Source organism: Burkholderia territorii, assembly GCF_902833055.1.
Taxonomy (GTDB): domain Bacteria; phylum Pseudomonadota; class Gammaproteobacteria; order Burkholderiales; family Burkholderiaceae; genus Burkholderia; species Burkholderia territorii.
In genome coordinates this window covers 929,636-953,777 of the sequence record NZ_CADFEJ010000001.1, presented here as the reverse complement: position 1 = coordinate 953,777, position 24,142 = coordinate 929,636, and the positions used below count along the sequence as shown (strand labels likewise).

24 protein-coding genes are annotated in these 24,142 nt (G+C 67.6%); 16 read left to right on the top strand and 8 right to left on the bottom strand.

What is annotated here, in order from left to right; genetic code table 11:
- Window positions 1-8: 8 nt before the first annotated feature.
- The 3 genes from HW466_RS04155 to HW466_RS04145 all read left to right on the top strand — a co-directional run bounded on the left by HW466_RS04155 (window position 9) and on the right by HW466_RS04145 (window position 2,394).
- On the top strand, window positions 9-977 hold the full coding sequence (locus tag HW466_RS04155) for a chemotaxis protein CheX (RefSeq protein WP_059507210.1): 969 nt from the start codon (window positions 9-11) through the stop codon (window positions 975-977).
- A gap of 36 nt (window positions 978-1,013) precedes the next feature.
- The gene (locus tag HW466_RS04150; protein WP_006765703.1) at window positions 1,014-1,379 is read left to right on the top strand and encodes a response regulator; all 366 of its coding nucleotides are present in this window, start codon (window positions 1,014-1,016) and stop codon (window positions 1,377-1,379) included.
- A 220-nt stretch (window positions 1,380-1,599) separates the two neighbouring features.
- Window positions 1,600-2,394 (top strand): enoyl-CoA hydratase, encoded by a 795-nt coding sequence (locus tag HW466_RS04145; protein WP_151006451.1) that lies wholly within the window; start codon window positions 1,600-1,602, stop codon window positions 2,392-2,394.
- A gap of 168 nt (window positions 2,395-2,562) precedes the next feature.
- On the opposite strand, the gene alr is transcribed toward HW466_RS04145, so the two are convergent.
- On the bottom strand, window positions 2,563-3,684 hold the full coding sequence (gene alr, locus HW466_RS04140) for an alanine racemase (protein WP_151006936.1): 1,122 nt from the start codon (window positions 3,682-3,684) through the stop codon (window positions 2,563-2,565).
- A gap of 303 nt (window positions 3,685-3,987) precedes the next feature.
- On the opposite strand from alr, the gene HW466_RS04135 reads away from it, so the two are divergent.
- Window positions 3,988-4,359 (top strand): MAPEG family protein, encoded by a 372-nt coding sequence (locus HW466_RS04135; protein WP_151006938.1) that lies wholly within the window; start codon window positions 3,988-3,990, stop codon window positions 4,357-4,359.
- Window positions 4,360-4,407: 48 nt separating this feature from the next.
- Here HW466_RS04135 and HW466_RS04130 read toward each other — a convergent pair whose 3' ends face one another.
- A complete protein-coding gene (locus tag HW466_RS04130) occupies window positions 4,408-5,361 on the bottom strand; it encodes a LysR family transcriptional regulator (protein WP_174905631.1) in 954 nt (317 codons plus the stop codon).
- 120 nt (window positions 5,362-5,481) lie between these two features.
- Between HW466_RS04130 and HW466_RS04125 the strand changes: the two genes are divergently transcribed.
- The 9 genes from HW466_RS04125 to HW466_RS04085 all read left to right on the top strand — a co-directional run bounded on the left by HW466_RS04125 (window position 5,482) and on the right by HW466_RS04085 (window position 16,647).
- A complete protein-coding gene (locus HW466_RS04125) occupies window positions 5,482-9,024 on the top strand; it encodes an ABC transporter ATP-binding protein/permease (protein WP_174905630.1) in 3,543 nt (1,180 codons plus the stop codon).
- A 340-nt stretch (window positions 9,025-9,364) separates the two neighbouring features.
- Window positions 9,365-10,117: a glutamine ABC transporter substrate-binding protein GlnH gene (gene glnH, locus HW466_RS04120; protein WP_151005631.1), complete on the top strand. Its 753-nt coding sequence runs from the start codon at window positions 9,365-9,367 to the stop codon at window positions 10,115-10,117.
- Window positions 10,118-10,132: 15 nt separating this feature from the next.
- The gene (glnP, locus tag HW466_RS04115) at window positions 10,133-10,840 is read left to right on the top strand and encodes a glutamine ABC transporter permease GlnP (RefSeq protein ID WP_174905629.1); all 708 of its coding nucleotides are present in this window, start codon (window positions 10,133-10,135) and stop codon (window positions 10,838-10,840) included.
- Window positions 10,837-11,565: a glutamine ABC transporter ATP-binding protein GlnQ gene (gene glnQ, locus HW466_RS04110; RefSeq protein ID WP_170296700.1), complete on the top strand. Its 729-nt coding sequence runs from the start codon at window positions 10,837-10,839 to the stop codon at window positions 11,563-11,565. The genes glnP and glnQ overlap by 4 nt, the downstream gene beginning before the upstream one ends.
- Before the next feature lie 20 nt (window positions 11,566-11,585).
- Entirely contained in the window at window positions 11,586-12,629 is a 1,044-nt protein-coding gene (locus HW466_RS04105; RefSeq protein WP_151005629.1) for a C45 family autoproteolytic acyltransferase/hydrolase, read from the top strand.
- Window positions 12,630-12,644: 15 nt separating this feature from the next.
- Entirely contained in the window at window positions 12,645-13,979 is a 1,335-nt protein-coding gene (locus HW466_RS04100; protein ID WP_151005627.1) for an aspartate aminotransferase family protein, read from the top strand.
- Between the two features lie 31 nt (window positions 13,980-14,010).
- Window positions 14,011-14,565, top strand: coding sequence for a carboxymuconolactone decarboxylase family protein (locus tag HW466_RS04095; RefSeq protein ID WP_059450676.1), 555 nt, complete (start codon window positions 14,011-14,013; stop codon window positions 14,563-14,565).
- 209 nt (window positions 14,566-14,774) lie between these two features.
- Entirely contained in the window at window positions 14,775-15,674 is a 900-nt protein-coding gene (gene lpxO / locus HW466_RS04090; RefSeq protein ID WP_059507219.1) for a lipid A hydroxylase LpxO, read from the top strand.
- Between the two features lie 169 nt (window positions 15,675-15,843).
- The gene (locus HW466_RS04085) at window positions 15,844-16,647 is read left to right on the top strand and encodes an extensin (RefSeq protein ID WP_174905628.1); all 804 of its coding nucleotides are present in this window, start codon (window positions 15,844-15,846) and stop codon (window positions 16,645-16,647) included.
- 114 nt (window positions 16,648-16,761) lie between these two features.
- Here HW466_RS04085 and ahpF read toward each other — a convergent pair whose 3' ends face one another.
- Together ahpF and ahpC are read right to left on the bottom strand one after the other, a co-directional pair.
- Window positions 16,762-18,360, bottom strand: coding sequence for an alkyl hydroperoxide reductase subunit F (ahpF, locus tag HW466_RS04080; RefSeq protein ID WP_151005171.1), 1,599 nt, complete (start codon window positions 18,358-18,360; stop codon window positions 16,762-16,764).
- 125 nt (window positions 18,361-18,485) lie between these two features.
- The gene (gene ahpC / locus HW466_RS04075) at window positions 18,486-19,049 is read right to left on the bottom strand and encodes an alkyl hydroperoxide reductase subunit C (RefSeq protein WP_006750178.1); all 564 of its coding nucleotides are present in this window, start codon (window positions 19,047-19,049) and stop codon (window positions 18,486-18,488) included.
- Between the two features lie 309 nt (window positions 19,050-19,358).
- Here ahpC and HW466_RS04070 point away from each other — a divergent pair, with 309 nt between their 5' ends.
- From HW466_RS04070 to cuyB, 3 genes are read left to right on the top strand one after another with little or no spacing between them, the layout of a single operon-like run.
- Entirely contained in the window at window positions 19,359-20,306 is a 948-nt protein-coding gene (locus tag HW466_RS04070) for an ABC transporter substrate-binding protein (protein WP_151005173.1), read from the top strand.
- Window positions 20,307-20,313: 7 nt separating this feature from the next.
- The gene (locus tag HW466_RS04065) at window positions 20,314-21,618 is read left to right on the top strand and encodes a dicarboxylate/amino acid:cation symporter (protein ID WP_059847572.1); all 1,305 of its coding nucleotides are present in this window, start codon (window positions 20,314-20,316) and stop codon (window positions 21,616-21,618) included.
- 10 nt (window positions 21,619-21,628) lie between these two features.
- A complete protein-coding gene (cuyB, locus tag HW466_RS04060; RefSeq protein WP_151005175.1) occupies window positions 21,629-22,330 on the top strand; it encodes a cysteate racemase in 702 nt (233 codons plus the stop codon).
- A 49-nt stretch (window positions 22,331-22,379) separates the two neighbouring features.
- Here cuyB and HW466_RS04055 read toward each other — a convergent pair whose 3' ends face one another.
- The 4 genes from HW466_RS04055 to HW466_RS04040 all read right to left on the bottom strand — a co-directional run bounded on the left by HW466_RS04055 (window position 22,380) and on the right by HW466_RS04040 (window position 24,103).
- Window positions 22,380-22,745, bottom strand: coding sequence for a type II toxin-antitoxin system VapC family toxin (locus tag HW466_RS04055; protein WP_151005176.1), 366 nt, complete (start codon window positions 22,743-22,745; stop codon window positions 22,380-22,382).
- Complete coding sequence (locus HW466_RS04050; RefSeq protein WP_170296684.1) at window positions 22,739-22,915, bottom strand: hypothetical protein; 177 nt, start codon at window positions 22,913-22,915, stop codon at window positions 22,739-22,741. The genes HW466_RS04055 and HW466_RS04050 overlap by 7 nt, the downstream gene beginning before the upstream one ends.
- Window positions 22,909-23,127 (bottom strand): ribbon-helix-helix protein, CopG family, encoded by a 219-nt coding sequence (locus HW466_RS04045; protein WP_059450622.1) that lies wholly within the window; start codon window positions 23,125-23,127, stop codon window positions 22,909-22,911. Before HW466_RS04045 ends, HW466_RS04050 begins: the two co-directional genes overlap by 7 nt.
- An 82-nt stretch (window positions 23,128-23,209) precedes the next feature.
- On the bottom strand, window positions 23,210-24,103 hold the full coding sequence (locus HW466_RS04040; protein WP_059507225.1) for a LysR substrate-binding domain-containing protein: 894 nt from the start codon (window positions 24,101-24,103) through the stop codon (window positions 23,210-23,212).
- Window positions 24,104-24,142: the final 39 nt, after the last annotated feature.

Sequence of the window (24,142 nt, the reverse complement as noted above, 5' to 3'; positions counted from 1 at the left end):
TCAGCGAGATGACCGTAGACCAACCCGTCAGCAAGGTGCTCGTGCTCGACGACAGCCGCGCGCACGCGGCGACGATCAAGCGCTTCTGCGACGAGCACAACCTGGTCGGCCTGACCGTGCGGCGCAACCGGCTGCTGAAGGTGCTGCGCTCGAACATCGATCTTGGCGCCATCCTGCTCGCCGAGGACTACGGCGGCTCGCCGGAGGAAAGCGCGATCATCGCGACGCAGATCGATGCGCTGCGGCCCGAGTTGCCGATCATCCTGCGGCGCGTGTCGAATGCCGGCGGCGCATCGCGCGACGGGCTGCCCGATGCGCTCGCGCGCGTCGCGTGCGCGGCCTACACCGCCGACGACCTGGCGCCGCTCAAGCGTGCGATCGACGAATACCTGTTCGGCCGCGATTACCCGAATGCGCTCGTGCGCGGCATCGCGGAGATCACCGAGGCGCGGCTCGACAGCCTGTTTCCGGGCCTTGCGATCGAGCGCGACACGCCGTGCATCGTGCGCGACCAGATCATCTTCGGCGAGGTGTTCAGCCTGATCGCGCTGGAAAGCGCATGGTGCCGCGGCTACATGCTGCTGCAAACGAGCGAGCAACCGCTGCTCGACATGATCGGCGGCACGCGCGGCGAAGGCCGCGCACCCGATTTCCGCGACGTGAACAGCGTACTCGGCGAGCTGACCAACCTCGTGTGGGGCGCGTTCAAGAACCGTTATCTCGGCGACGCCGAGGCACTCGCGCGCCATCCGGTACAGGTGCCGCTCGTCGTCAATCACAAGCAGAAGTTCATCTCGTTCGGCGGCGACTGTCCGCAGCTGTGTTTCAAGTACCGGATGACCGACCCCGTGTCGGGGCGCTCGGTGCGGCTCGACCAGCGTTTCGTGTTCAGCCTGAGCTGGTCGCCGGAGGATTTCCGCGAATCCGTGCAGGACGTCGGGCCGATGGTCGAGTCGGGCGAGCTGGAACTGTTTTGAATGTTGAAGTGAGCAACAAGGAAAGGGGAAGACGGCATGGCAAAGATTCTGGTGGTCGACGATTCGGGCACGGTGCGCGACGAAGTCGCGGGTTTCCTGCGCAATCACGGGCTCGACGTCGCGACGGCGGTGGACGGCAAGGACGGGCTCGCGAAGCTCAAGGCGACGCCCGGCGTGCGGCTCGTGATCAGCGACGTGAACATGCCGAACATGGACGGCCTGACGATGGTCGAGAAGATTCGCGGCGAGCTGGCGAATACGTCGGTCAACGTCGTGATGCTGACGACCGAAAGCAGCCCGGCGATGAAGGAGCGCGGCAAGGCCGCCGGCGTGAAGGGCTGGATCGTGAAACCGTTCAAGGGCGACGCGGTGCTCGACGCGCTGAAGAAGCTGGCGGGCTGACCGGGCACGCGGACGATGCGTCGCCGTCGGGCGGCGATCGACGGGCAGTCGGTGTGGCCTTCGGCTCGCGGCGTGGCGGCGTGCGGGCCGGCGCAGCCGGCCATGCTGGACGCCACGCGCAATGTGGAGGACGATTCGTGATCATGTCGATCGCGAACGCGGGTGCGTGCCGCCCGGACTGCCGGTTCGCGACCGATCGAACCCCGTCGAGCGGAGCATCATGGAATCCCGTCACGAGACACCCGAGCCGATCCTGTTGCGCGACGTGCGCGACGGCGTCGTCACGCTGCGGCTGAACCGGCCGCAACAGTTCAACGCGTTGTCGGAGGCGATGCTGTCGAGCCTGCAGGACGCATTCGATTCACTCGCCGCCGATCCGCACGTGCGCTGCGTCGTGCTGGCGGCCGAGGGCAAGGCGTTCTGCGCGGGTCACGACCTGCGCCAGATGCGCGCCAGGCCCGAACTCGATTACTACCGCGCGCTGTTCGCGCAATGCAGCCGCGTGATGCTCGCGATGCGCGCATTGCCGGTGCCGGTGATCGCACGCGTGCACGGCATCGCGACGGCGGCCGGCTGCCAGCTCGTCGCCGCGTGCGATCTCGCGGTCGCAGCCGATACCGCGCGCTTCGCGGTATCCGGAATCAACGTCGGGCTGTTTTGTTCGACGCCTGCCGTCGCATTGAGCCGCAACGTGTCGGCGAAGCGCGCGTTCGACATGCTCGTCACCGGGCGCTTCGTCGATGCGGCGACGGCTGCCGCCTGGGGGCTCGTCAACGAGGCCGTGCCCGAGGATGCGCTCGACGCGGCCGTCGCGCGCAAGGTCGCGGAGATCGCCGCGAAAAGCCCGGCAGCCGTGCGCTACGGCAAGCAGATGTTCTATCGGCAGCGCGAACTGCCGCTCGACGACGCGTACGCGTTCGCGGGCGACGTGATGGCGCGCAACATGATGGAAGAGGATGCCGGCGAGGGAATCGACGCGTTCCTGGAAAAGCGCGCGCCGGTGTGGCGCTCGTAGCACGGCGGCGGGTGGGGTGACCGCCCGTGCGCATTGCCCGCGCGAGCGTCCTTCGCACGTTGCCGAGGCGGGCGCTCTGCCTGTGAAGCAGTTCGCAAGCTGAATCCGAATGGCGAATGCAGGGGACGCGCGGCGCCCGCGAGCGCGTCGCCGCGCCCGCGCCGCGCATCAACGCCCGTAGCTGCCCGTGCGCGACGCCTGCTGCACCGTCGACGCGCCGAGCGGCGCGATCACGACCGGCACGCGGCGCGCGAGCGCGCACATCAGCTCGTAGCCGATCGTGCCGCTGGCTTGCGCGACGTCGTCGACCTTCACCTGATCGCCCCACAGCTCGACGCTCGCGCCGATGCCCGCGTTCGGGCACGGCGTGAGATCGACGGTCAGCATGTCCATCGACACGCGGCCGACGACGCGCGTCATCACGCCGTCCACCGCGATCGGCGTGCCGGTCGGCGCGTGGCGCGGATAACCGTCCGCGTAGCCGCACGCGACGACGCCGATGCGCATCGGCTGGTCGGCGGTGAAGCGGCGGCCGTAACCGACCGTTTCCCCCGGCGCGAGCGTCTGCACGCCGATGATCTTGCTCGTCAGCGTCATCGCGGCGACCAGCGGCGTGTCGGCGATGTGCCGCGACGCGCCGGTCGGCGACGCGCCATACAGGATCGTGCCGGGCCGCACCCAGTCGCGATGCGCGTGCGGATGCCACAGCACGGCCGCGGAATTCGATACCGAACGTTCGCCCGGAATCCCGGCCGTGGCCGCGTCGAACTGCTCGAGCTGCCAGTCGGCTTCGCCTTCGTCGGCATTCGCGAAATGCATCATCAGCGTGATCTTGCCGATCGACGGCGCGGCCGCCGCGCGCTCCCACGCGGCGCGGAATGCGTCGGGCCGGTAGCCGAGCCGGTTCATCCCGGAGTTCATCTTCAGCTGGATGTCGATCGGCTGGCGCGGCTTCGCGGCGATCAGCAGGTCGAGTTGCTCGTCGCAATGCACGGCGACCGTCAGCCGATGGCGATCGGCCAGTTCGACGTCGGCCGGCTCGAAGATCCCTTCGAGCAGCAGCACCGGCTTGTCCCAGCCGAGCTCGCGCACGCGCACGGCTTCGTCGAGATCGAGCAGCGCGATGCCGTCGGCGGCTGCGAGGCCCGGATAGATCCGCTCGATCCCGTGACCGTACGCGTCGGCCTTGACCACGGCCCACACGCGCGAGCGTGCGGCAGTGCGGCGGATGAAATCGAGGTTGTGGCGGACGGCGTCGGGACGGATATGGGCGACGATGGGACGGGGCATGAGCGGGCTCGTGTCGAAAGTCGTTCGGTGCGCGCAGAGGCGCGGCGCGGATAAGCAGGCTGGCGCGGCAACGCGCCGAGCCAGTGTTGAGCGCTATCTTATTGGTGTTCGACCAGTTTTAATTAACGTATTTGTCGGCGATTTGGTGGAAATTTTTGTGCCGACGGCATGCCGTCACGGCGTCCGGCAGGGTGTCCGGCCGAGTCCCCCGTCTAGAAAACCGGTACGCGATCAGCACGGCGCGATGCTAAGCTCTGCGCGACCGTGTCATTGTTCGATGTAATCATAAAGGAGGAGACTTTGATGACGACGTCCCAGATGTGCCTGTTCATCGTGGCGCTGTTGCCGTTCCCGATGACGTTCCTGGCCAAGGCCCGCAAGGGCTACGACAACCACGCGCCGCGCGAGTACCTGGCGCGGCTCGAAGGCTGGCGCGCGCGGGCGCAGGCCGTGCACCAGAATGCATGGGAAGCGCTGGCGCTGTTTACGGCCGCGTTGATCGTCGCATGGCACAACGGCGCGAATGCACACCACGTCGATCAGCTTGCGATGGCTTTCGTCGCGATTCGCGTCGTCTATGCGCTGATGTACGTGCTGAACTGGGCGGCGCTGCGCTCGCTCGTGTGGTTCGCGGGGATGGCCTGCGTCGTCGCGTTGTTCTTCGCCGCGCCGTGACGGGAGGATGAACGGAGAGCGCCCGCGCGGCCTTCGGGCGCGGCTTCGCTACGCACCGCCCGCGCCGCGCGCGTGGCTGTCGTTGGATGCGGGCGCAACGATCTTCGCGAGCTGGAGCGGCGGTGCATCGGCCTCGCGGCGCAGGAACGCGATCAATGGATCGAGCAGCCGGTGGCGCGCCGACGGATTGCGGCGCAGCACCAGCCGCCAGGACGCCTCGCGCATGAGGCCCGGCACCAGCGGCACGAGGCGGCCGCTGCGCAGTTCGGGCTCGATCAGCGGCACGCGCCCGAGCGCGATGCCCGCGCCGCCCACCGCCGCGCCGATCACTTGACTGAAACTGCTGTAGCGGACGATCTTCGTTTCGAAGTCGTCCGGCAGCCCGAAGTGCACGGCCCAGTTGCGCCAGTCGATTTCGGGGCAGTCGTCGTGCATCTCCTGCAGCAGCCGCGAGCGGCATACGTACCCCGATGCATGCGGATACAGTTCGGGACTGCAGACGGGAAAGACGGTTTCGCGCATCAACACGTCGTCGTCGTCGCGCAGCCGGTGCGCGGGTACGTGCACGATCGCGAGATCGACGCCGCTGCGCGCGAAATCCGGTTCGTCGTCGACCACGACGGCATGCAGCGGCGTTTCGGGATGCAGCGACGAAAATTCCGCGAGGCGGCGCGCGAGCCACATCGACGAAAACGGCGCGTTCGCGGACACCGTCAGCCGTTGCGCGGTGGCGCCGCGAATCTCGTCGCACGCGTCGGTCAGCTTCGACAGCGCATCGCTGACGGCGGGCAGCAGGCGGGCGCCGGCTTGCGTGAGGCCGATGCCGCCGAGGCCGGTGCTGCGTTCGAGCAGGCGGGCACCCAGCGATTCCTCGAGCGCGCGGATCTGGTGACTGATGGCGCTCGTCGACACGTTCAGCTCGGACGCCGCGCGCGCGAACCCGCCGAGGCGGACGGCCGCCTCGAAAGCACGCAGCGCGCTGAGGGGAGGAAGGTGCGACATGCGGGGTATTGTAGTTGACTCAACACCCGTTGAAAAATCATCTTTTGCCGCGCGCCGGGGGCGCGGGTAGCCTTGGTCCGGTCAATCGAACCGTCACGAAAAAACCGACCGGAGGGCTTCATGTATTTCGACCGACGACTATGGGCGATGATGGCCGGACTGCGCTGGCGGGTTGCCGTCGCGGTCGCGCTCGGGCTGCTCGCGATGAGTGTCGGCATCCTGCGTTTCGTGTTTCTCGGCCGCGTGCTGGCGCTCGTCTTTGCCGGTGCGCCGGCGCGCGATATTGCCGGTGCGGTCGCTGCAACGGCGGCCTGCGTGCTGCTGCGCGCATGGCTCGACCATCGCCGCACGGTGCTTGCGCAACACACGGCCGGGCGCATGCAGGCCGAGCTGCGCGCGCGGCTGTTCGACCGGATCGCCGCGCTCGGTCCCGCATGGTTCAGCGGCGAGCGCACGGGCGGCGTGATGCTGGCCGTCGTCGACGGCGTCGAGCAGCTGCAGACCTTCTTCGGCGTCTATCTGCCGCAGCTCGTGATCGCCGCGTGCGCGCCGGTCATGATCTTCGCGGTACTCGCATGGTGGGACGTGCCGACGGCGGCGATCCTGCTGGTCGCGGCGCTCGTCACGCTCGCGCTGCCGCAACTCGTGCATCGCGCCGACCGGCGCGCGGCACTGGCACGCTCGGCCGCGTTCAAGGCATTCGGCGAGGAGTTTCTCGACGCGGTGCAGGGCCTGCCGACGCTGAAGGCATTCGGGCAGAGCGGTGCGTTCGGCGCGAAGCTGGCAGCAAAGGCGCGCGCGCTGTCGGACAGCACGTTCTGGGTGCTCGCGCTCGGGCTGCTGACGCGGCTCTTCACCGATCTCGGCACCGGCCTCGGCGCGGCGGCGGCGATCGCGGTCGGCGCATGGCGCGTGCGCCACGGCGACATGAGTCTCGAGGCGCTGCTGATCGTGCTGATGGCCGGCAGCGAAATCTTCCGGCCGTTGCGCGACCTGCGCGGCGTGCTGCACCAGGGGATGACCGGCCAGTCGGCGGCGCACGCGATTCATGCGCTGCTCGACGCGGGCGACGACGCGCCGGCCGCAGCCGCGCCGCGTGTGCCGGACGTGCGGCCGGAGATCGTGTTCGACGGCGTGAGCTTCGCCTATCCGGGGCGTCGCACGCACGCGCATGCGGCGCTGCACTTCGCGGTGCGCGAAGGCGAGACGGTCGCGATCGTCGGCCCGAGCGGCGCGGGCAAGTCGACCATCGTGCGCCTGCTGCTGCGCCAGCACGATGCGCAGGGCGGTGCGATTCGCATCGGCGGCCACGACGTGCGCACGCTCGATGCCGGCCAGGTGCGCGAGATGATCGCGGTGGTCGCGCAGGACGCGACGCTGTTCGACGGCAGCGTCGCCGACAACTTGCGCCTCGGCCGTCCCGATGCGAGCGACGCCGACATGATCGCGGCCGCGCGTGCCGCCAATGCGCACGATTTCATCTCGGCGTTGCCCGACGGCTATGCGACGCGCATCGGCGAACGCGGTCTGATGCTGTCGGGCGGTCAGCGCCAGCGGATCGCGATCGCGCGTGCGCTGCTGCGCGACGCGCCGATCCTGGTGCTCGACGAGGCGCTGTCGTCCGTGGATGCGGAGAACGAGGCGCTGTTCCAGCAGGCGCTCGACCGGCTCACGCGCGGGCGTACGACGCTCGTGCTCGCGCACCGTCTATCCAGCGTGATCGGCGCCGACCGCATCCTGGTGCTCGACCACGGGCGGGTGGTCGACGAGGGCACGCATGCCGAACTGATCGCGAGCGACGGTCCGTATCGGGACCTGATGGGACCGCAGCTGGAGGCTGCCGCCGAAGCCGTCGGCATGACAGCGACCGCCGGCGGCGCGGGCGCACGTGCCGCGTCGGGCCCGCAGGTCAGGCCGCTGAACGACGACGCGGCGACGATCGGCTGGCCCGAAACGTTGCGAACGCTGCTGCGCTTCGTCAGTCCGTGGAAGGGCAAGGTCGTGCTGACGGTGCTGTTCGGCATCGGCCGCGTGCTCGCGTTCATCGGCGTCGGCGTGATCGGCGCGCTGGTGGTCGGCGGCGTGTCGGCCGGACACGCGAGCGGCACGCTCATCGCGGCGCTGCTCGTCGTCGCGCCGGTCGCGGCCGTGCTGCACTGGCTCGAATCGTGGCTTGCGCACGACATGGCCTACAGGCTGCTCGCCGAAATGCGCATTGCGCTGTTCGCGACGCTCGAACGGCTCGCGCCGGCCGGGCTGCTGCGTCGCCGTTCGGGCGATCTGGTCGCGCTCGCGACGCAGGACGTCGAGACCGTCGAGTACTTCTACGCACATACGGTCGCGCCGGCGTTCGTCGCGGTGCTGGTGCCGGCCGGCGTGCTGGTGCTGCTCGCGTCGGTCGCGTGGCCGCTCGCGCTGGTGCTGCTGCCGTTCCTGCTGTGGGCCGGGCTCGCGCCCGTGCTGGCGCGGCGCGACGTCGACCGGCTCGGCACCGGCGCGCGCGAGGCGCTCGGCCAGCTCGGCGCGCACCTGACCGAAACGATCCAGGGGCTCGCGGAACTGACCGCGTTCCAGGCGCTCGCGCGGCGGCGTGCCGCATTCGTCGCCGAAGCCGACGCATACCGGCAGCAGCGCGCGAAGCTGCTCGACGACCTGTCGTCGCAGAGCGCCGCGCTCGAAGTCGCGAGCGGGCTCGGCGGGCTGGCCGTCGCGGCGCTCGGCGCGCTGCTGTGCGCGCGCGGCTGGTTCGCGCACGAATCGTTGCCGCTGCTGGTGCTGGTCGCGGTGGCCGCGTTCATGCCGGTGGCCGAGATCGGCCAGGTCGCCCGGCAGTTGGCCGACACGATTGCGTCGACGCGGCGCCTGCGCGTGCTCGAGAAGGAGCCGGTGACGGTCGTCGACGGCACGCGCGCGCTGTCCGGCGATGCGACCGTGCGGTTCGAGGAAGCGGGTTTCACGTACCCGGGGCGCAGCGTGCCGGCGCTCGACGGCGTGAGTTTCGAGGTGCCGCCCGGCAGCACGGTCGCGCTGGTGGGGCCATCGGGCGCCGGCAAGTCGACCGTCGCGAGCCTGCTGCTGCGCTTCTGGGATCCGCAGCACGGGCGCGTGACGTTCGGCGGCACCGACCTGCGCGACCTGCGGCTCGACGCGCTGCGCACGCACATCGCGCTCGTCGCGCAGGACACCTACCTGTTCAACGACACGCTCGAAGCGAACATCCGGCTTGCCGCGAGCGATGCGTCGGACGAGGACGTGCAACGCGCGATCGACCAGGCGGCGCTCGGCGAATTCGTCGCGCGTCTGCCGGACGGGCTCGCGACGCGCGTCGGCGAGCGTGGCGTGCAGCTGTCCGGCGGGCAGCGCCAGCGCGTCGCGATCGCGCGCGCATTCCTGAAGGATGCGCCGGTGCTGATCCTGGACGAAGCGACGTCTCATCTCGACACGATCAGCGAGCAGCAGATCCGCGCGGCGCTGGACGACCTGATGGCGCAGCGCACGTCGATCATCATCGCGCACCGGCTGTCGACCATCCGCAACGCCGACACGATCCTCGTGATCGAGCACGGCAGGATCATCGAGGCGGGCACGCATGCGGCGCTGATCGCGCGGCAGGGTGCATACGCGCGGCTGGTCTCGCATCAGGCGAGCGGGGTGGCTGCGTGAGCGACGCTGCTTCGACGCCGTGCCCAGCGGCGGTGTCGCGCGCCGTACACGCCGTTCATTGAGCCGCGCCGGCGACGGCCGGCATCACGATCGTCGCAGCGTCGGCGCGCATGAGGTCTTGTGTTCGCGCACGACTTTCCTCCGATCAATCCCGCCCGTGCGGCCCGGGTTTGTCTCGATGCATTTTCCTGTTGAGCATTTTTTTGTTGTCGTAGTATCCGTGTTGACAACACTTGTTGCACTACGGTTTAATTCAACATCGCATGTTGCGGTGCGGCTTGATGTCGTCGTTCCCCGGCCAGCCGGCCGGTTACATCGCTCAACCATGCGGAGAAAAGTCATGAGTCGCCGTTCCTTCCTGAAAGCCGTCGCGGTGGTCGCCGCGCTCGGCGCCGGCATCGCGCACGCGGATACCAAGACGCTCGTCGTCGGCACCGATACCTCGTTCATGCCGTTCGAGTTCAAGCAGGGCGACAAGTACGTCGGCTTCGATCTCGATCTGTGGGCGGAGATCGCAAAGGACCAGGGCTGGAAGTACACGATTCAGCCGATGGACTTCGCGGGCCTGATCCCGGCGCTGCAGACGCAGAACATCGACGTCGCGCTGTCGGGGATGACCATCAAGGAGGAGCGGAAGAAGGCGATCGACTTCTCCGCGCCGTACTACGACAGCGGCCTCGCGGCGATGGTGCAGACGGACAACACGACGATCAAATCGATCGACGACCTGAACGGCAAGGTCATCGCCGCGAAGACGGGCACCGCGACGATCGACTGGATCAAGGCGCACCTGAAGCCCAAGGAAATCCGCCAGTTCCCGAACATCGACCAGGCCTATCTCGCGCTCGAGGCCGGCCGCGTCGACGCGGCGATGCACGACACGCCGAACGTGCTGTTCTTCGTGAACAACGAGGGCAAGGGCAAGGTGAAGGTCGCGGGCCAGCCGGTCAGCGGCGACAAGTACGGGATCGGCTTTCCGAAGGGCAGCGCGCTCGTGCCGAAGGTCAACGCGTCGCTCGTGAAGATCCGGGCCGACGGCCGCTACGCGCAGATCTACAAGAAGTGGTTCGGCGCCGAGCCGCCGAAGATGTGAGCGTGACGGCGCAACATGGCGCGGCCGCGCGGCCGCGCCGGTCTTGAATCGGACGGGGAGCGATACGTGAATTTCGATTGGTCGGCGATCTGGGCGGCGCTGCCGGACCTGATGGACGGGGTCCGGTTGACGGTGTTCATCGCATTTTTCGGGCTGGCGGGCGGATTCGTCGTCGGGATGATCGCGGGCATGTTCCGCGCATACGGACCGAAGGCAATGAATGTGCTCGCACAGGTTTATATTGAATTGATTCGCGGCACGCCGATCGTCGTGCAGGTGATGTTCCTGTACTTCGCGTTGCCGCTGCTCGCGCATATCCGGATCGACGGCCTGACGGCCGCGATCATCGCGATCACGGTGAATTCGGGCGCGTATCTCGCGGAAGTGGTGCGCGGCGCGTTGTTGTCGATTCCTAAGGGACTGACGGAAGCGGGGCTCGCGATGGGCCTGTCGATGCCGCGCGTGCTGCTGAAGGTGGTCGGGCCGCTCGCGTTCCGGCGCCTGATTCCGCCGCTCGGCAACCAGTGCATCGTGAGCCTCAAGGACACGTCGCTGTTCATCGTGATCGGTGTCGGCGAACTGACGCGCAAGGGGCAGGAAATCATTGCCGGCAATTTCCAGGCGGTGGAAATATGGACCGCGGTGGCGGTCATTTACCTGATGCTGACCGGCGCGATGACGCTGACGCTTCGGCTCGTCGAAAAGAGGATGCGGATCTTATGAGCATGATCGAATTCCAGAACGTGTCGAAGAGCTTCGGCCATGTGCCGGTGCTGAAGCATATCGACCTGAAGATCGATGCGGGCGAAGTGGTCGTCGTGATCGGTCCGTCGGGCTCGGGCAAGTCGACGATGTTGCGCTGTATCAACGCACTGGAGAAAATCACGAGCGGCGAGTTGCTGGTCGACGGCCAGAGCGTGCGCGGCAACGCATCGACGATCCGCAACATCCGGCTCGAAGCCGGCATGGTGTTCCAGCAGTTCAACCTGTTTCCGCAAATGACCGCGCTCGAGAACGTGATGTTCGGGCCGATCCAGGTACGCGGCGCATCGCGTGCCGACGCGCGCGACCAGGCGATGGCACTGCTCGACAAGGTCGGCCTCGAATCGCGCGCGAATCATTACCCGTCGGAACTGTCGGGCGACCAGCAGCAGCGCGTCGCGATCGCGCGCGCGCTCGCGATCCGGCCGCGGCTGATGCTGTTCGACGAACCGACGTCGGCGCTCGATCCGGAATTGCGCCACGAAGTGCTGAAAGTGATGCAGGATCTCGCGACCGAAGGGATGACGATGATCGTCGTCACGCACGAGATCGGCTTCGCGAAGCGGGTCGGCACCCGATTGCTGTTCATGGATCAGGGCGGCATCGCCGAGGACGGCCATCCGGTCGACCTGATCGACCGGCCGCCGACACCGCGCCTGAAGGAATTCCTGAAACACGTGTCCTGAACGAAACCGAATCATCCGACATGCCGCTTTCCCTTTCTCCCGTCATCGCCGGCACGCCGTTCGACATCGGCGTGCGCCTCGGCGAGCTTGCCCGCCCCGTGTTCGACGCATACATGCAGCAGAGCCGCGCATGGCACGCCGTGCGCCGCTGGCGCGGCCATCCGTTCGTCGCCGCGCTGCGGCAGGCCGCGCTGGCTGCGTATCCCGAGCTCGTCGCGGAACTCGACGGGATCGCGGCGGGCATCGGCTGGCCGGCCGACGACATCTTCCTGTGGAACTGCCGTGGCGAACTGATTCATCACGCGCCGGACGGCTGCACGACGCTCGCCGGGCGCGACGCGCACGGCACGCGCTGGATCGCGCACAACGAGGACGGCGATCCGTACCTGCGCGAGCGCTGCCTGCTGGTCGACGTGCAGCCGCACGGCAAGCCGGGCTTCATCAGCTTCTATTACCCGGGCTCGCTGCCCGGGCATACGTTCGCCGCGAACCGCGCGGGCATCGCGCAGGCGATCAACAACCTGCGCATCCGCACGCCGGCGGCCGGTGTGCCGCGGATGATCCTCGCGCGCGCCGTGCTCGACGCGACGTCGCTCGATGCGGCCGCCCATGTGCTGCGCACGCATGCACGCGCGAGCGGCTTCCACCACACACTCGGCGCGACCGGCGATACGCGGCTCCTGAGCATCGAGGCGAGCGTCGCGCGCTGCTCGATCGTCGACGTTGCGCGTCTTGCCGGTCATGCGAATCATCTCGTGCATCCGGGGTGCGAGCCGGAAGCGCAGATCGTCACGCAATCGTCCGCCGACCGCCAGCGGCGCGTCGATGCGCTGACGCCGGGCATCGATGCGATCGACGAGGCCGCGCTGCTGCGCGTGCTCGGCGACCGCGCACCCGAAGGGCTGCCGATCCATCGCGACGATCCGGCCGACCCCGACGACGAAAACACGCTGGCGACCGCCGTATTCGCGATTCGCGACACCGCGATCGACTTCACCATTCACCAGCACGGCACGCAGTGCTTCGCGACGCGCGTCGTGCCGTCCGCGCCCGGCGCGTTCTGATTCATGAGGCAACGCATGACGACCGTTTTTCATCGCGCTCCGCGCGTCACCTTGCCCGTCGCCGTCGCTGGCGACGGCATCGAGATCATCGATTCGACAGGCAAACGCTATATCGACGCGTGCGGCGGCGCGGCCGTGTCGTGCCTCGGCCACAGCAACCAGCGCGTGATCGATGCGATCAAGCGACAGGCACAGCAACTGCCGTACGCGCATACGTCGTTCTTCACGACGGACGTGGCCGAGGAACTGGCCGACCGGCTCGTGGAGGCCGCGCCGGCCGGTCTCGAACACGTGTATTTCGTATCGGGCGGATCCGAGGCGATCGAAGCCGCGTTGAAGCTCGCGCGCCAGTATTTCGTCGAGAAGGGCGAGCCGCAGCGCCGCCATTTCATCGCCCGTCGCCAGAGCTATCACGGCAACACGCTCGGCGCGCTCGCGATCGGCGGCAACGCATGGCGGCGCGAGCCGTTCCTGCCGCTGCTGATCGAAGCGCACCATGTGAGCCCGTGCTATGCGTATCGCGACCAGCAGGCGGGCGAGACCGACGAAGCCTATGCGCAGCGCCTCGCCGACGAGCTGGAACGCAAGATCGTCGAACTCGGCGCGGAGAACGTCGCGGCATTCGTCGCGGAAACGGTGGTCGGCGCGACGGCCGGCGCGGTGCCGCCGGTGCGCACCTACCTGAAGAAGATTCGCGCGGTGTGCGACAAGTACGGCGTGCTGCTGATCCTCGACGAAATCATGTCGGGGATGGGCCGCACCGGTTATCTGTTCGCGTGCGACGAAGACGGCGTCGCGCCCGATTTGCTGACGATCGCGAAAGGGCTCGGCGCCGGGTACCAGCCGATCGGCGCGACGCTGGTGAGCGACCGGATCTACCGGACGATCGTCGACGGCTCGGGCTTCTTCCAGCACGGCCACACGTATCTCGGTCATGCGACGGCCTGCGCGGCCGCGCTCGAAGTGCAACGCGTGATCGCCGAAGAGAAGCTGCTCGACAACGTGAAGGCGCGCGGCGAGCAACTGCGTGCGACGCTGCGCGATCGTTACGGCGCGCACCCGCATGTCGGCGACGTTCGCGGCCGCGGGTTGTTCGTCGGCGTCGAACTCGTGCGCGATCGCGACAGCAAGGCGACGTTCGACCCCGCGCTGAAGCTGCATGCGGCGGTCAAGCGCGAAGCGGTGCAGCGCGGCCTGATGGTTTATCCGATGGGCGGCACGATCGACGGCGTGCATGGCGATCACATCCTGGTCGCACCGCCGTTCGTCTGCACCGCGCAGCAGATCGACACGATCGTCGAACGGCTGTCCGGTGCGATCGATGCGGCGCTGGCATCGGCCGGCGCATGACCGCAGCCCGCAACCTCATCGGATCCTGACCATGACCGACAGACTGCCTCCCTTCGATCCCGCATCGGCCACCGACGAGCAGAAGGCCGTGCTCGCCGACATTCTCAGCGGCCCGCGCGGCAACCTGAACGGGCCGTTCCTCGGCTGGATCGCGAGCCCCGAGCTCGCGCAGCACGCACAGCGGCTCGGCGCGTTCTGCCGCTACCGCACGGGTCTGCCGCTGCGCCTGTCGGAGCTCGCGATTCTCGTGACGGCCGCGCGCTGGCGCTCGCAGGCCGAGTGGCACATCCATCATCCGATCGCGCTCGATGCCGGTGTGCCGGCCGCGACGGCCGACGCAATCCGCCGTGGCGTCGTGCCGGCGTTCGAATCGGACGACGATGCGCTGATCCATGCGTTCGCGACCGAGCTGTACGACACGCGGCGCGTGAGCGATGCGACGTTCGCGCGTGCGCGGGCGCGTTTCGGCCACGAAACCGTCGTGAACCTCGTCGCGCTGCTCGGCTACTACGCGCTCGTGGCGATGACGCTCAACACGTTCGGTATGCGCGCGGACGGACAAACTGATTTGCCGTTTCCGGAATAATCGCCGCTCGCGCGTGCGTCGAACGCTTGCCGCGCGTGCGGCCCGATTGCGCTGAAAAGCCCGTGTGCAAGGGCTTTTCGGCGTTTCGGAGCCGGTTGCGCGCCATCCGTGCGCCGTCTTGCGCACGCGCATCGCGCCGCTTGCCCTTCAGCGCAAGAATTTTTCCCCGTACCTAGAATTCCGTAAAACAACTTACGGGGGAAATATCGATGCGCTGGGTCCTGTTGTTCGTGTTCATTGCGTGTGTCGTTCATACGCACCGGCGCGGCAAGATTCGGCACAGGTTGTTCAGGCAACTATCGGACCACTCGACCTTCACCGCGCCGCTGAACTGCTTTTCCTACGCGTTCTCGGCGGTGCCGACCACGCCGTTTCTCGACACGCGGCACTTTCCCGAGCTTGCGGTGCTGCAGCGCGAATGGCGAACCTTTCGCGAGGAAGCGCTCGCGTTGCGCGATGCGAGCCGCATCAAGGCGTCCGGCGAATACAACGACATCGGCTTCAATTCGTTCTTTCGCAACGGCTGGAAGCGCTTCTATCTGAAGTGGTACGACGCGCCGCATCCGTCGGCAAAGGCGTTGTGTCCGCGCACGGTCGAGATCCTGTCGCGGATTCCGTCGATCAAGGCCGCGATGTTCGCGCAGCTGCCGCCGGGCGGCAAGCTCGGGCTGCATCGCGATCCGTATGCGGGCTCGTTGCGCTATCACCTGGGGCTCGATACGCCGAACGACGATGCGTGCCGGATCGTCGTCGACGGCGAGTCGTATGCATGGCGCGACGGCGAGGCCGTGATGTTCGACGAGACCTACCTGCACTGGGCGGAGAATCGTACGGAGCACGATCGCGTGATCCTGTTCTGCGACATCGACCGGCCGATGAAATATCGGTGGGCGCAATGCATCAACGACGCGTTCGGGCACCTGTTGATGCGCGCGGCCGCGTCGCCGAACGAGACGGGCGACCGCACGGGCGGGCTCAATCGCGCGTTCAAGTACCTGTATGCGATTCGCCGCGCCGGCAAGCGGCTGAAGGCGTGGAACCGCACGGTGTATTACGTCGTCAAGTGGGCGCTGTTCGGTGCAATCGCGGTGGCGATCTTCTGTATCTGACGGGATCGGCGTCAGGCGGCGCCAAATAGTCTGACGATACGGCGGCGCGGTGTCGGAAGCGCTCCGCGCTCGGGGTCGACGTCAATGAAACGAATTGTATTCGTGCGGGATCAGCCGCGATCGCGCGCGTATGATGGCTTGTTCACGTCGATAAGATCGGTGAGCAAGCATGACGAGTACCCGTAAAACATTGATGATCGCAGGCGGCCTGCTGGTTGCCGCGGCTGGCACCGGCTACGTGATGCTCCTGCGTGCGGACCACCGCGCGATCGCGGAGGCCGGCATCGGCGACGCTGCGGCACCTGCCGCCGCCGTGACGGCGGCGAACGACGGCCACATCGCGCAAGGCACGATCGCGCCGCCTGCGGCGGTCGCCGTGCCGTCCACGCATGTTGACAGAGCCGTGCCGCAACAAGCGGCTCCGGCACGCACGAGCGGGGCGCCGGCCTCCGCCGCTGTCGCGCCGGTGATCGCCGCGCAGGCGCCGCCGGCGAAGCCGAGTGCGCCGCCGCCGACCGTGCATGTCGTCACGGTGGAGCCGGAGGATGCGACCCCGAAGCAGGCCCGGCCCGCCCGGCCGGTAAAGGCACCAGCACAAGCGGCGCAATCCGTGCAGACGGCACCGCCGGTCCAGGCGGCGCAGGCAACCGGGCCGAGTCCGCTCGCGGAGCAGCCGACGAGGCGCGCGGCGCGCAAGCGGGACGGCCTCGAGCGGCATGCAGCCGCGGCACCCGCGATGAAAGCCGAAACACCGGAAACCGCGGCGCTCGTGCGCGAATCGGCAAAGCTCGACCCGTCATTGCCGCCGCCTCGCTACGTGCCCACGCAGATGGCGACGCCGGGCGCCGATCGGCAGCACACGTCGACGGGCGCGGATCCGGTCGCCGCAGCGATGACCGATCAGCTGGTCAGGCAGTCGAGCAGTTTCAAGGCAGCCACACCGGCGAACGCCGAGCCCGGCGCGGCGCAGTGAGGACGGCGCGGCCGGCCGCACGCTGCGCCGCGCGACGCTGGATGAAAAAGGGCCCCGCACGCCGACCAGGGCATGCAGGGCCAAGAGAGACGAACCGGTGCGGTGCGTCGCGCGTTACGCGGCGATCGCTTCTTCGGCCTGCGGCGCGTCGGCGGTAGCCGGCGTTGCGTCTTGCCGGATCAGGTGATCGAATGCGCCGAGCGACGCCTTCGCACCTTCGCCCACCGCGATCACGATCTGCTTGAACGGCACCGTCGTCACGTCGCCGGCCGCGAACACGCCCGGCACCGATGTCGCACCGCGCGCATCGACGACGATCTCGCCGTGCTTCGACAGTTCGATCGTGCCCTTCAGCCATTCGGTGTTCGGCACGAGGCCGATCTGCACGAACACGCCTTCGAGATCGACGCGCTTCGTTTCACCCGAGCGCAGATCCTTGTAGACGAGCCCGTCCAGCTTGCTGCCGTCGCCGGTCAGCTCGGTCGTCTGCGCTTGCGTGACGATCGTCACGTTCGGCAGGCTGCGCAGCTTGCGCTGCAGCACTTCGTCCGCGCGCAGTTGCGCACCGTATTCGAGCAGCGTGACTTCCTTTACGATGCCGGCCAGGTCGATCGCGGCCTCGACGCCCGAGTTGCCGCCGCCGACCACCGCGACGCGCTTGCCCTTGAACAGCGGACCGTCGCAGTGCGGGCAGTATGCGACACCGCGGTTGCGGTATTCGCGCTCGCCCGGCACGTTGATTTCGCGCCAGCGCGCGCCGGTCGCGAGAATGATCGTCTTCGCCTTCAGCACCGCGCCGTTCGCGAGGCGGATCTGGTGCACGTCGCCGGGAATCAGCGCGTCGGCCCGCTGCACGTCCATGATGTCGACGTCGTACCGCTTCACGTGCTGTTCAAGCGCGGTGGCGAACTTCGGCCCCTCGGTTTCCTGCACCGACACGAAGTTCTCGATCGCCATCGTGTCGAGCACCTGGCCGCCGAAACGCTCGGCGACGATGCCCGTCGCGATGCCCTTGCGCGCCGAATAGATCGCGGCGGCCGCACCGGCCGGGCCGCCGCCGACGATCAGCGTGTCGAATACCGGCTTGTTCTCGAGCGACTTCGCGGCACGGGCGCTGGCACCCGTGTCGAGCTTCGCGAGGATTTCCTTCACGCTGCTGCGGCCCTGGCCGAACGATTCGCCGTTGAGGAACATCGTCGGAACGGCCATGATCTGGCGTGCGTCGACCTCGTTCTGAAACAATGCGCCGTCGATCGCGACGTGGCGGATGCGCGGGTTGATCAGCGACATCACGTTCAGCGCCTGCACGACTTCCGGGCAGTTCTGGCACGACAGCGAGAAGTACGTCTCGAATGCGTAGTCGCCGTCGAGCGCGCGAATCTGTTCGATCACGTCGTCGTCGAGCTTGAGCGGGTGGCCGCCGGTCTGCAACAGCGCGAGCACGAGCGACGTGAATTCATGGCCCATCGGAATGCCGGCGAAGCGGATGCCGGCCGGCTTGCCGGGTTCGCCGATCGAGAACGACGGCTTGCGCTCGGCGTCGTCGCGGCGTTCGATCACGGTCACGTGCGACGTCAGCGACGCAATCTCGTTGAGCAGCGCAAGCAGTTCCTGCGATTTCGCGCTGTCGTCGAGCGACGCGACGAGTTCGACCGGGCGCGTGATCTTTTCGAGGTACGCTTTCAGTTGGTTCTTGAGATTGGCGTCGAGCATGGCGTTTCGGATTCCGTATTGATGATGCTGGTCGGGCACGTCGTGCCGGAGAAGGGCGCGGGCCGCACGAGGCGGCCCGCATTCGCGTGACGCGCGCGCCTCGTGCGAAGCGCGCGGCGCGATGGTCAGATCTTGCCGATCAGGTCGAGCGACGGGGTCAGCGTTTCCGCACCCGGCGTCCACTTGGCCGGGCACACTTCACCCGGGTGCGCCGCGATGTATTGCGCAGCCTGCACCTTGCGCAGCAGTTCGCCTGCGTCGCGGCCGATGCCGTTGTCGTGGATTTCGCACAGCTTGATCTCGCCTTCCGGGTTGATCACGAACGTGCCGCGCAGTGCCATCCCTTCTTCCTCGATCAGCACGTCGAAGTTGCGCGACAGCGTGAGCGTCGGGTCGCCGATCATCGGGTACTTGATCTTGCCGATCGTGTCCGACGTGTCGTGCCATGCCTTGTGCGTGAAGTGCGTGTCGGTCGACACGCCGTAGATTTCGACACCCAGCTTCTGGAATTCCGCATAGCGATCGGCGAGGTCGCCCAACTCGGTCGGGCAGACGAACGTGAAGTCGGCCGGGTAGAACACGACGACGGACCACTTGCCCTTGAAGTTCTCTTCGGTCACGGGCACGAAATCGCCGTTGTGGTATGCGGTTGCCTTGAACGGTTTGATTTGGGTGTTGATGATCGGCATCTTGCGAGTTCCTTTGCTTGGGTGTTGATGAAGTGTTGCCAGTATCCGGGTTCACCCTCGGCTTGTGAAATTGCTTGTTTCAATCCGCGGCATCGGGAATTCCTATCTGCTTGCGGCCCCCGTCGCGGCGGGGCGTACGGCCGACCCGTGCCATCCGGGCCGGGCCTTTCGGCGGATTCCGGCCGGAAGACGCTTCTGACACATTGAGCGTGCGGATGGACGCGGCGACGTGCTCCGCGCAAGGGCCCGGCAACCGTTCAGGCACGAACGGCTGCGCGGTCGTCGGACACTCTCCGTTCCATTGCCGCCATGAACCTCTTTTCCGGACGCGCGATCCGCGCGCAGCTTGCGTGGTTTCGCGAGATCGACCGCAAGCGGCGATGCCTGCATGGGCTGTCGCGCGCTGCGGCCTGCGTTGTCGTGACCGTTTCCTGTGCCGCGCCGGCGCTCGCCGTCGATGACTGCGCGCCGGCCGTGCCCGCCACCACATCGACCGGGCTCGTGCAGATGCCCGATGGCCGGCTGCTCGCGCCCGAGTTCGCCCGCATCGTCTCGCGCGGCACGCTCGTCGTCGCGGTGCTCGGCGTCGATCAGCCGCCGTTCTTCATGTCGCGCAACGGCGCACTGGCGGGCGTCGACATCGATCTCGCGGACGAACTCGCGAAAAAGCTCGGCGTGTCCGTGCAGTTCGACCGCGATGCACGCACTTTCGACGAGGTCGTTCATCTGCTCGCGACCGGGCGGGCCGACGTCGCGATCAGCAAGCTGTCGCGCACGTTGCCGCGTGCACAGGTGGTCCGCTTCAGCACACCGTACATCAGCCTGAGGCGTGCGCTGCTGATCAACCGCGTCAGCTTCGCGGAGCTTGCGAAAGGGCGCCCGCTGCCCGAAGTCGTGCGCGATTACCGCGGCACGATCGGCGTCGTCGCGGGGTCGGCCTATGCGGAATACGTACGCAACGACTTTCCCGCCGCGCGGGTGCATTTCTACCCGAGCTGGCCGGCGACGCTCGACGCGCTCAACGCGGGGGCGGTCACCGCGGTGTATCGCGACGAGCTTGCGGTCAAGGTCGTGATGCAGGACGACCCGACCGCGCCGATCCGCTTGCGCGTCGCGACCTTCGACGATCTCACCGACGCGCTGGCCGTCGGCGTGCCGGTGTCGATGCCGACGCTGCTCGCGTTCGTCAACCAGTTCCTGGCCGAGCGCAACAAGCGGCTCGACGTGAAATCCCTGCTCGATGCGATGGGTCGCTGACATGAACATGCACATGAACGAGAACGGCAGGATCATGCCCCGCATCGAGCGGCTGCATGCGCTCGCGATCCACCCGTTGACGGTGTTCGGCAGCCTCGCGCTCGGGATCGTGGCGGGCGTGCTGTGGCCGGACGCCGCGCCGAAATTCGACTACGTGGGCGAGGTGTACGTCGGCCTGTTGAAGATGACGGCGCTGCCGTTCATGACGGCCGCCGTGATCTTCAGCCTGCAGCGGCTGTTGCGCGACGGCAGCGCATCGGATCTCGTGATGCGCGTGATTGCGATCTTCGGCTGCGCGTCGGTGTTCGTCGTGGTGGTCGGCGCGGTCGTGCTGGTCGCGATGCGACCGGGCGAGCATCTGTCGACCGCGACGCTGAAGGCGTTCGGCGCGCTGGTCGGCACCGACGGCGCGGCAAGCGATACCGTGATGACGCTGTACGGCACCGATCCCGCGGAGAAGTCGTCCGGCCTCGCCGACATGCTCATCGCGCTGGTGCCGGGCAACTTCTTCGCGGCGCTCGCGAGCGGCGACACGCTGAAGGCGCTGGTGTTCTCGTTGTTCTTCGGCTTCGCGTCGGGACGCGTGCCGGCCAGCATCTCGGCGGCGCTGAGCCAGACGCTGGAGACGGTCTATTTCACCTGCCAGCGGATCATGCACTGGCTCGCGTATCCGACGCCGATCGTGCTGTTCTGCGGCGGCGCCGCGCAGATCGGCACGTCGGGGTTCGGGCCGCTCGAGGCGATGGTCCGCTTCGTCGCCGCGTTCGCCGTCGTCGCGCTGGTGCTGCTCGCGGCCGCGATCGTCGTGATCTGGAAGCGCTCGGGCGCGACGCTGGCCGGGACGCTCGCCGGGTTGCGCACGCCGTTCGCGATGGCGCTCGCCACGCGCAGCAGCGTGGCGTGCATGCCGAGCATGATCGAGTGCCTGGCGGACGGCTTCGGCTTCGCGCGCGCACGCGTCGAGCTGGTCGTTCCGCTTGCCGTGTCGCTGCTGCGCGTCGGGCCGATGGTGTACTACGCAAGCGCGACGCTGTTCGTCGCGCAACTCTACGAGCGGTCGCTCGGCCCCGGCGAGCTTTGCGTCGTGCTGGTCGCGTCGGTACTCGCCGGTTTCGCGTCGACGGGGACCTCGGGCGTCGTGACGGTGTCGCTCGCCGGCATGGTGTGCGCGGCGCTGCACCTGCCGTTCGAGGCCGCGTTCGTGCTGTTCGCGGCGATCGATCCGTTTTGCGAAATATTGCGGACGCTGTTGCTGGTGATCGGCAACTCGGCCGTCGTATCGGCGATCTGCGCGCGGCCGCCGCGTACGTGAAGGAGGTGTCATGGCACTCGTCGGCGTACTTGGCGGAATGGGGCCGTTGGCCACGGTCGACTTCATGCATCGCGTGATTCGCCTGACACGCGCGCGCTGCGACCAGGAGCACCTGCCGATGATCGTCGCGAACCTCACGCGAACGCCCGATCGCTCGCGCGCGATCATTGACGGCGGGGCCGATCCGCTACCGGCGCTGCTCGACGGCATCGCGCTGCTCAACCGCTGCGGCGCGGATGTGATCGCGATGCCGTGCAATTCGGCGCATCACTGGTATGCGCGGCTGAGCGAAGGCAGCGCGGCGCCGATCCTGCATATCGCCGATGCATCGGTGGCCGCGTTGCCGGCTGGTGTGCGGCGCGTCGCGGTGCTCGCCACGGGCGGCACGCTGGTATCGGGCTTCTACCAGACGGCGCTGCGTGCACGCGGCTTCGAGCCGGTGATACCCGGCGTGGCCGCGCAGCGCGAAATCGCCGCGTGCATCGCGGCGGTGAAGGCGGGGAAGATCGATGTCTCGGCGCGCTGCCTGACGCGCGCGCTCGCGACACTGGCGCGGCGGGACGTGGGCGTGGCGGTGATGGGCTGCACGGAAATTCCGATCGCGGCGCGCGCGTTGCGCGATGCACCGTTCGCGTTGGTCGACAGCACGCAGGAGTTGGCGCGCGCGACGCTCGCCCATGCGGTCGAGCGCGGGTGGGCGCGGGCGGTGTGACGCGTGACGACGGCGGGCTGCGCGGATGCCGTCACGCATGACGGACGCGCTAGGCCTGATAAGGCGCCCGGACGCCGGGTTCGGTAGCGGGAAAATCCTTCGTGTTGCGCGATACGAGCAGCAGGCCGTTCACTTGTGCCGATGCCCAGACGATCGCATCGGGCAGACGAATGCGACGTTCCTTGCGAATCGTTACGGCGCGGTTCGCCACCGTGCTGTCGAGCGGGATGATGTCGAATGACGAAAGCCATGCGCGGATCGCCGCATCGTCGCCGGCCGTCGCGCCGACCATGACTTCCATCCAGGTCACGATGCTGATCGCACGGTAGTCGTAGCGGGCCAGTTCCGCGCGCGCCGGCTCCAGGCCGCCGAGATAGTCGATCAGGATGTTGGTGTCGAAGAGTGCCTTTACCATTGCGCGCGCAGTGCCTCCTGCCAGGCGAGCCCGTCGAGCGCACGCGCTTTCCAGAGACCGAACACGGTGTCGGGATGAGGTGCCCGTTGCGGCGCGAAGCACGTGCCGGCCGGAAGCGCGCGGCCCGAATACCCGGCCGCGCTTCGAGTGTCGATGCGAGTGTTTACCATTCTGAGCGCAGTGCCTCCTGATAAGTGAGCCCCTCGACCGCGCGATCCTTCCACAGGCCGAATACGTGATCGGCATGCGCGCGTTTGTGTTGCGCGATATACGCGTCGATCGCATCGCGAATGATCGCGGCGCGAGGGCGTTGCTCAGTCTCGACGATGGCGGCCAGTTCGTCGAGCTGGCCATTCGACAGATCGATCAGGATACGGCTCATTGCAACCTCCGATATATGATATGCATATCATATATACGCGTATGATCGTCCGCAAGTCACCGGCAGGTGGCGAACCGCGCGCTCACGCGGCGATTTTCCTCAGCCATTGCGCGAGGCGTCTCGCGCCGTCCGGCATGTCGGCATCCTCGCGTGTGCACAGGTAGTAGTCGCGCCCGTCGTCGAGTTCGTGGTCGAACAGCTTCACGAGTTCGCCGCTCGCCAGTTCGCGCTCGACGAGCGGCGCACGCAGCAGCGCCGCGCCGAGATCTGCGCGGGCCGCGCTCAACGTCAGTTGCCCGTCCTCGAACATCGGCCCTACCGCATGCGACACGTGCCGCACGCCGGCGCCCTGCAGCCAGTTGACCCAGGTGCTGCGATCCTCGTCGTGCACGAGCGGCGCCCGCGCGAGATCGGCCGGCGTGCGGAATGGCCCATGGCGCTTCAGGAACGACGGGCTGCACATCGGCACCATCGCGCCCGGCAGCAGCCGCTCGCAGCGGTAGCCGGGCCAGTCGCCGGTGCCGAAGCGGATCGACAGGTCGGACGCGTCGCTTCGATAGTTGCGGTGATGGGCATACAGCACCGTCACGTCGACATCGGTGTTCTCCGCGAGGAACGCATGCAGCCGCGGGATGAACCAGCCGATGCCCAGCAGCGGAATCAGGCTGATCGTGATCTGCCGCAGCGACGACCGGTCACGCACGAAGCGTGTCGCGCTGCGCAGCACCGAGAATGCGGCGCTGATCGAGCGGTAGTAGTCGCGCCCTTCGTCGGTGAGCGCGAGCAGTCGGCCCTCGCGCACGGTCAGCGGCGTCTGGATGAATGCCTCGAGCAGCTGCAGCTGGTGGCTGACCGCGGACGGCGTGATGTCGAGCTCGTGCGCGGCCGCGGTGACCGAGCCGAGACGCGCGAATGCCTCGAACGCGCGGACGGCGCGCAGCGGCGGATCATGCGGCAATTGTTCGATATTTTTCATGTATCGAATTTTATCGAAAAATCAGGGTAAGCGACAGCG

Coding starts and splice junctions, on each gene's coding strand:
- HW466_RS04155 (WP_059507210.1), top strand. CDS start 9: ATGACCGTAGACCAACCCGTCAGCAAGGTGCTCGTGCTCGACGACAGC.
- HW466_RS04150 (WP_006765703.1), top strand. CDS start 1,014: ATGGCAAAGATTCTGGTGGTCGACGATTCGGGCACGGTGCGCGACGAA.
- HW466_RS04145 (WP_151006451.1), top strand. CDS start 1,600: ATGGAATCCCGTCACGAGACACCCGAGCCGATCCTGTTGCGCGACGTG.
- alr (WP_151006936.1), bottom strand. CDS start 3,684: ATGCCCCGTCCCATCGTCGCCCATATCCGTCCCGACGCCGTCCGCCAC.
- HW466_RS04135 (WP_151006938.1), top strand. CDS start 3,988: ATGACGACGTCCCAGATGTGCCTGTTCATCGTGGCGCTGTTGCCGTTC.
- HW466_RS04130 (WP_174905631.1), bottom strand. CDS start 5,361: ATGTCGCACCTTCCTCCCCTCAGCGCGCTGCGTGCTTTCGAGGCGGCC.
- HW466_RS04125 (WP_174905630.1), top strand. CDS start 5,482: ATGTATTTCGACCGACGACTATGGGCGATGATGGCCGGACTGCGCTGG.
- glnH (WP_151005631.1), top strand. CDS start 9,365: ATGAGTCGCCGTTCCTTCCTGAAAGCCGTCGCGGTGGTCGCCGCGCTC.
- glnP (WP_174905629.1), top strand. CDS start 10,133: ATGGCGCGGCCGCGCGGCCGCGCCGGTCTTGAATCGGACGGGGAGCGA.
- glnQ (WP_170296700.1), top strand. CDS start 10,837: ATGAGCATGATCGAATTCCAGAACGTGTCGAAGAGCTTCGGCCATGTG.
- HW466_RS04105 (WP_151005629.1), top strand. CDS start 11,586: ATGCCGCTTTCCCTTTCTCCCGTCATCGCCGGCACGCCGTTCGACATC.
- HW466_RS04100 (WP_151005627.1), top strand. CDS start 12,645: ATGACGACCGTTTTTCATCGCGCTCCGCGCGTCACCTTGCCCGTCGCC.
- HW466_RS04095 (WP_059450676.1), top strand. CDS start 14,011: ATGACCGACAGACTGCCTCCCTTCGATCCCGCATCGGCCACCGACGAG.
- lpxO (WP_059507219.1), top strand. CDS start 14,775: ATGCGCTGGGTCCTGTTGTTCGTGTTCATTGCGTGTGTCGTTCATACG.
- HW466_RS04085 (WP_174905628.1), top strand. CDS start 15,844: ATGACGAGTACCCGTAAAACATTGATGATCGCAGGCGGCCTGCTGGTT.
- ahpF (WP_151005171.1), bottom strand. CDS start 18,360: ATGCTCGACGCCAATCTCAAGAACCAACTGAAAGCGTACCTCGAAAAG.
- ahpC (WP_006750178.1), bottom strand. CDS start 19,049: ATGCCGATCATCAACACCCAAATCAAACCGTTCAAGGCAACCGCATAC.
- HW466_RS04070 (WP_151005173.1), top strand. CDS start 19,359: ATGAACCTCTTTTCCGGACGCGCGATCCGCGCGCAGCTTGCGTGGTTT.
- HW466_RS04065 (WP_059847572.1), top strand. CDS start 20,314: ATGCACATGAACGAGAACGGCAGGATCATGCCCCGCATCGAGCGGCTG.
- cuyB (WP_151005175.1), top strand. CDS start 21,629: ATGGCACTCGTCGGCGTACTTGGCGGAATGGGGCCGTTGGCCACGGTC.
- HW466_RS04055 (WP_151005176.1), bottom strand. CDS start 22,745: ATGGTAAAGGCACTCTTCGACACCAACATCCTGATCGACTATCTCGGC.
- HW466_RS04050 (WP_170296684.1), bottom strand. CDS start 22,915: ATGGTAAACACTCGCATCGACACTCGAAGCGCGGCCGGGTATTCGGGC.
- HW466_RS04045 (WP_059450622.1), bottom strand. CDS start 23,127: ATGAGCCGTATCCTGATCGATCTGTCGAATGGCCAGCTCGACGAACTG.
- HW466_RS04040 (WP_059507225.1), bottom strand. CDS start 24,103: ATGAAAAATATCGAACAATTGCCGCATGATCCGCCGCTGCGCGCCGTC.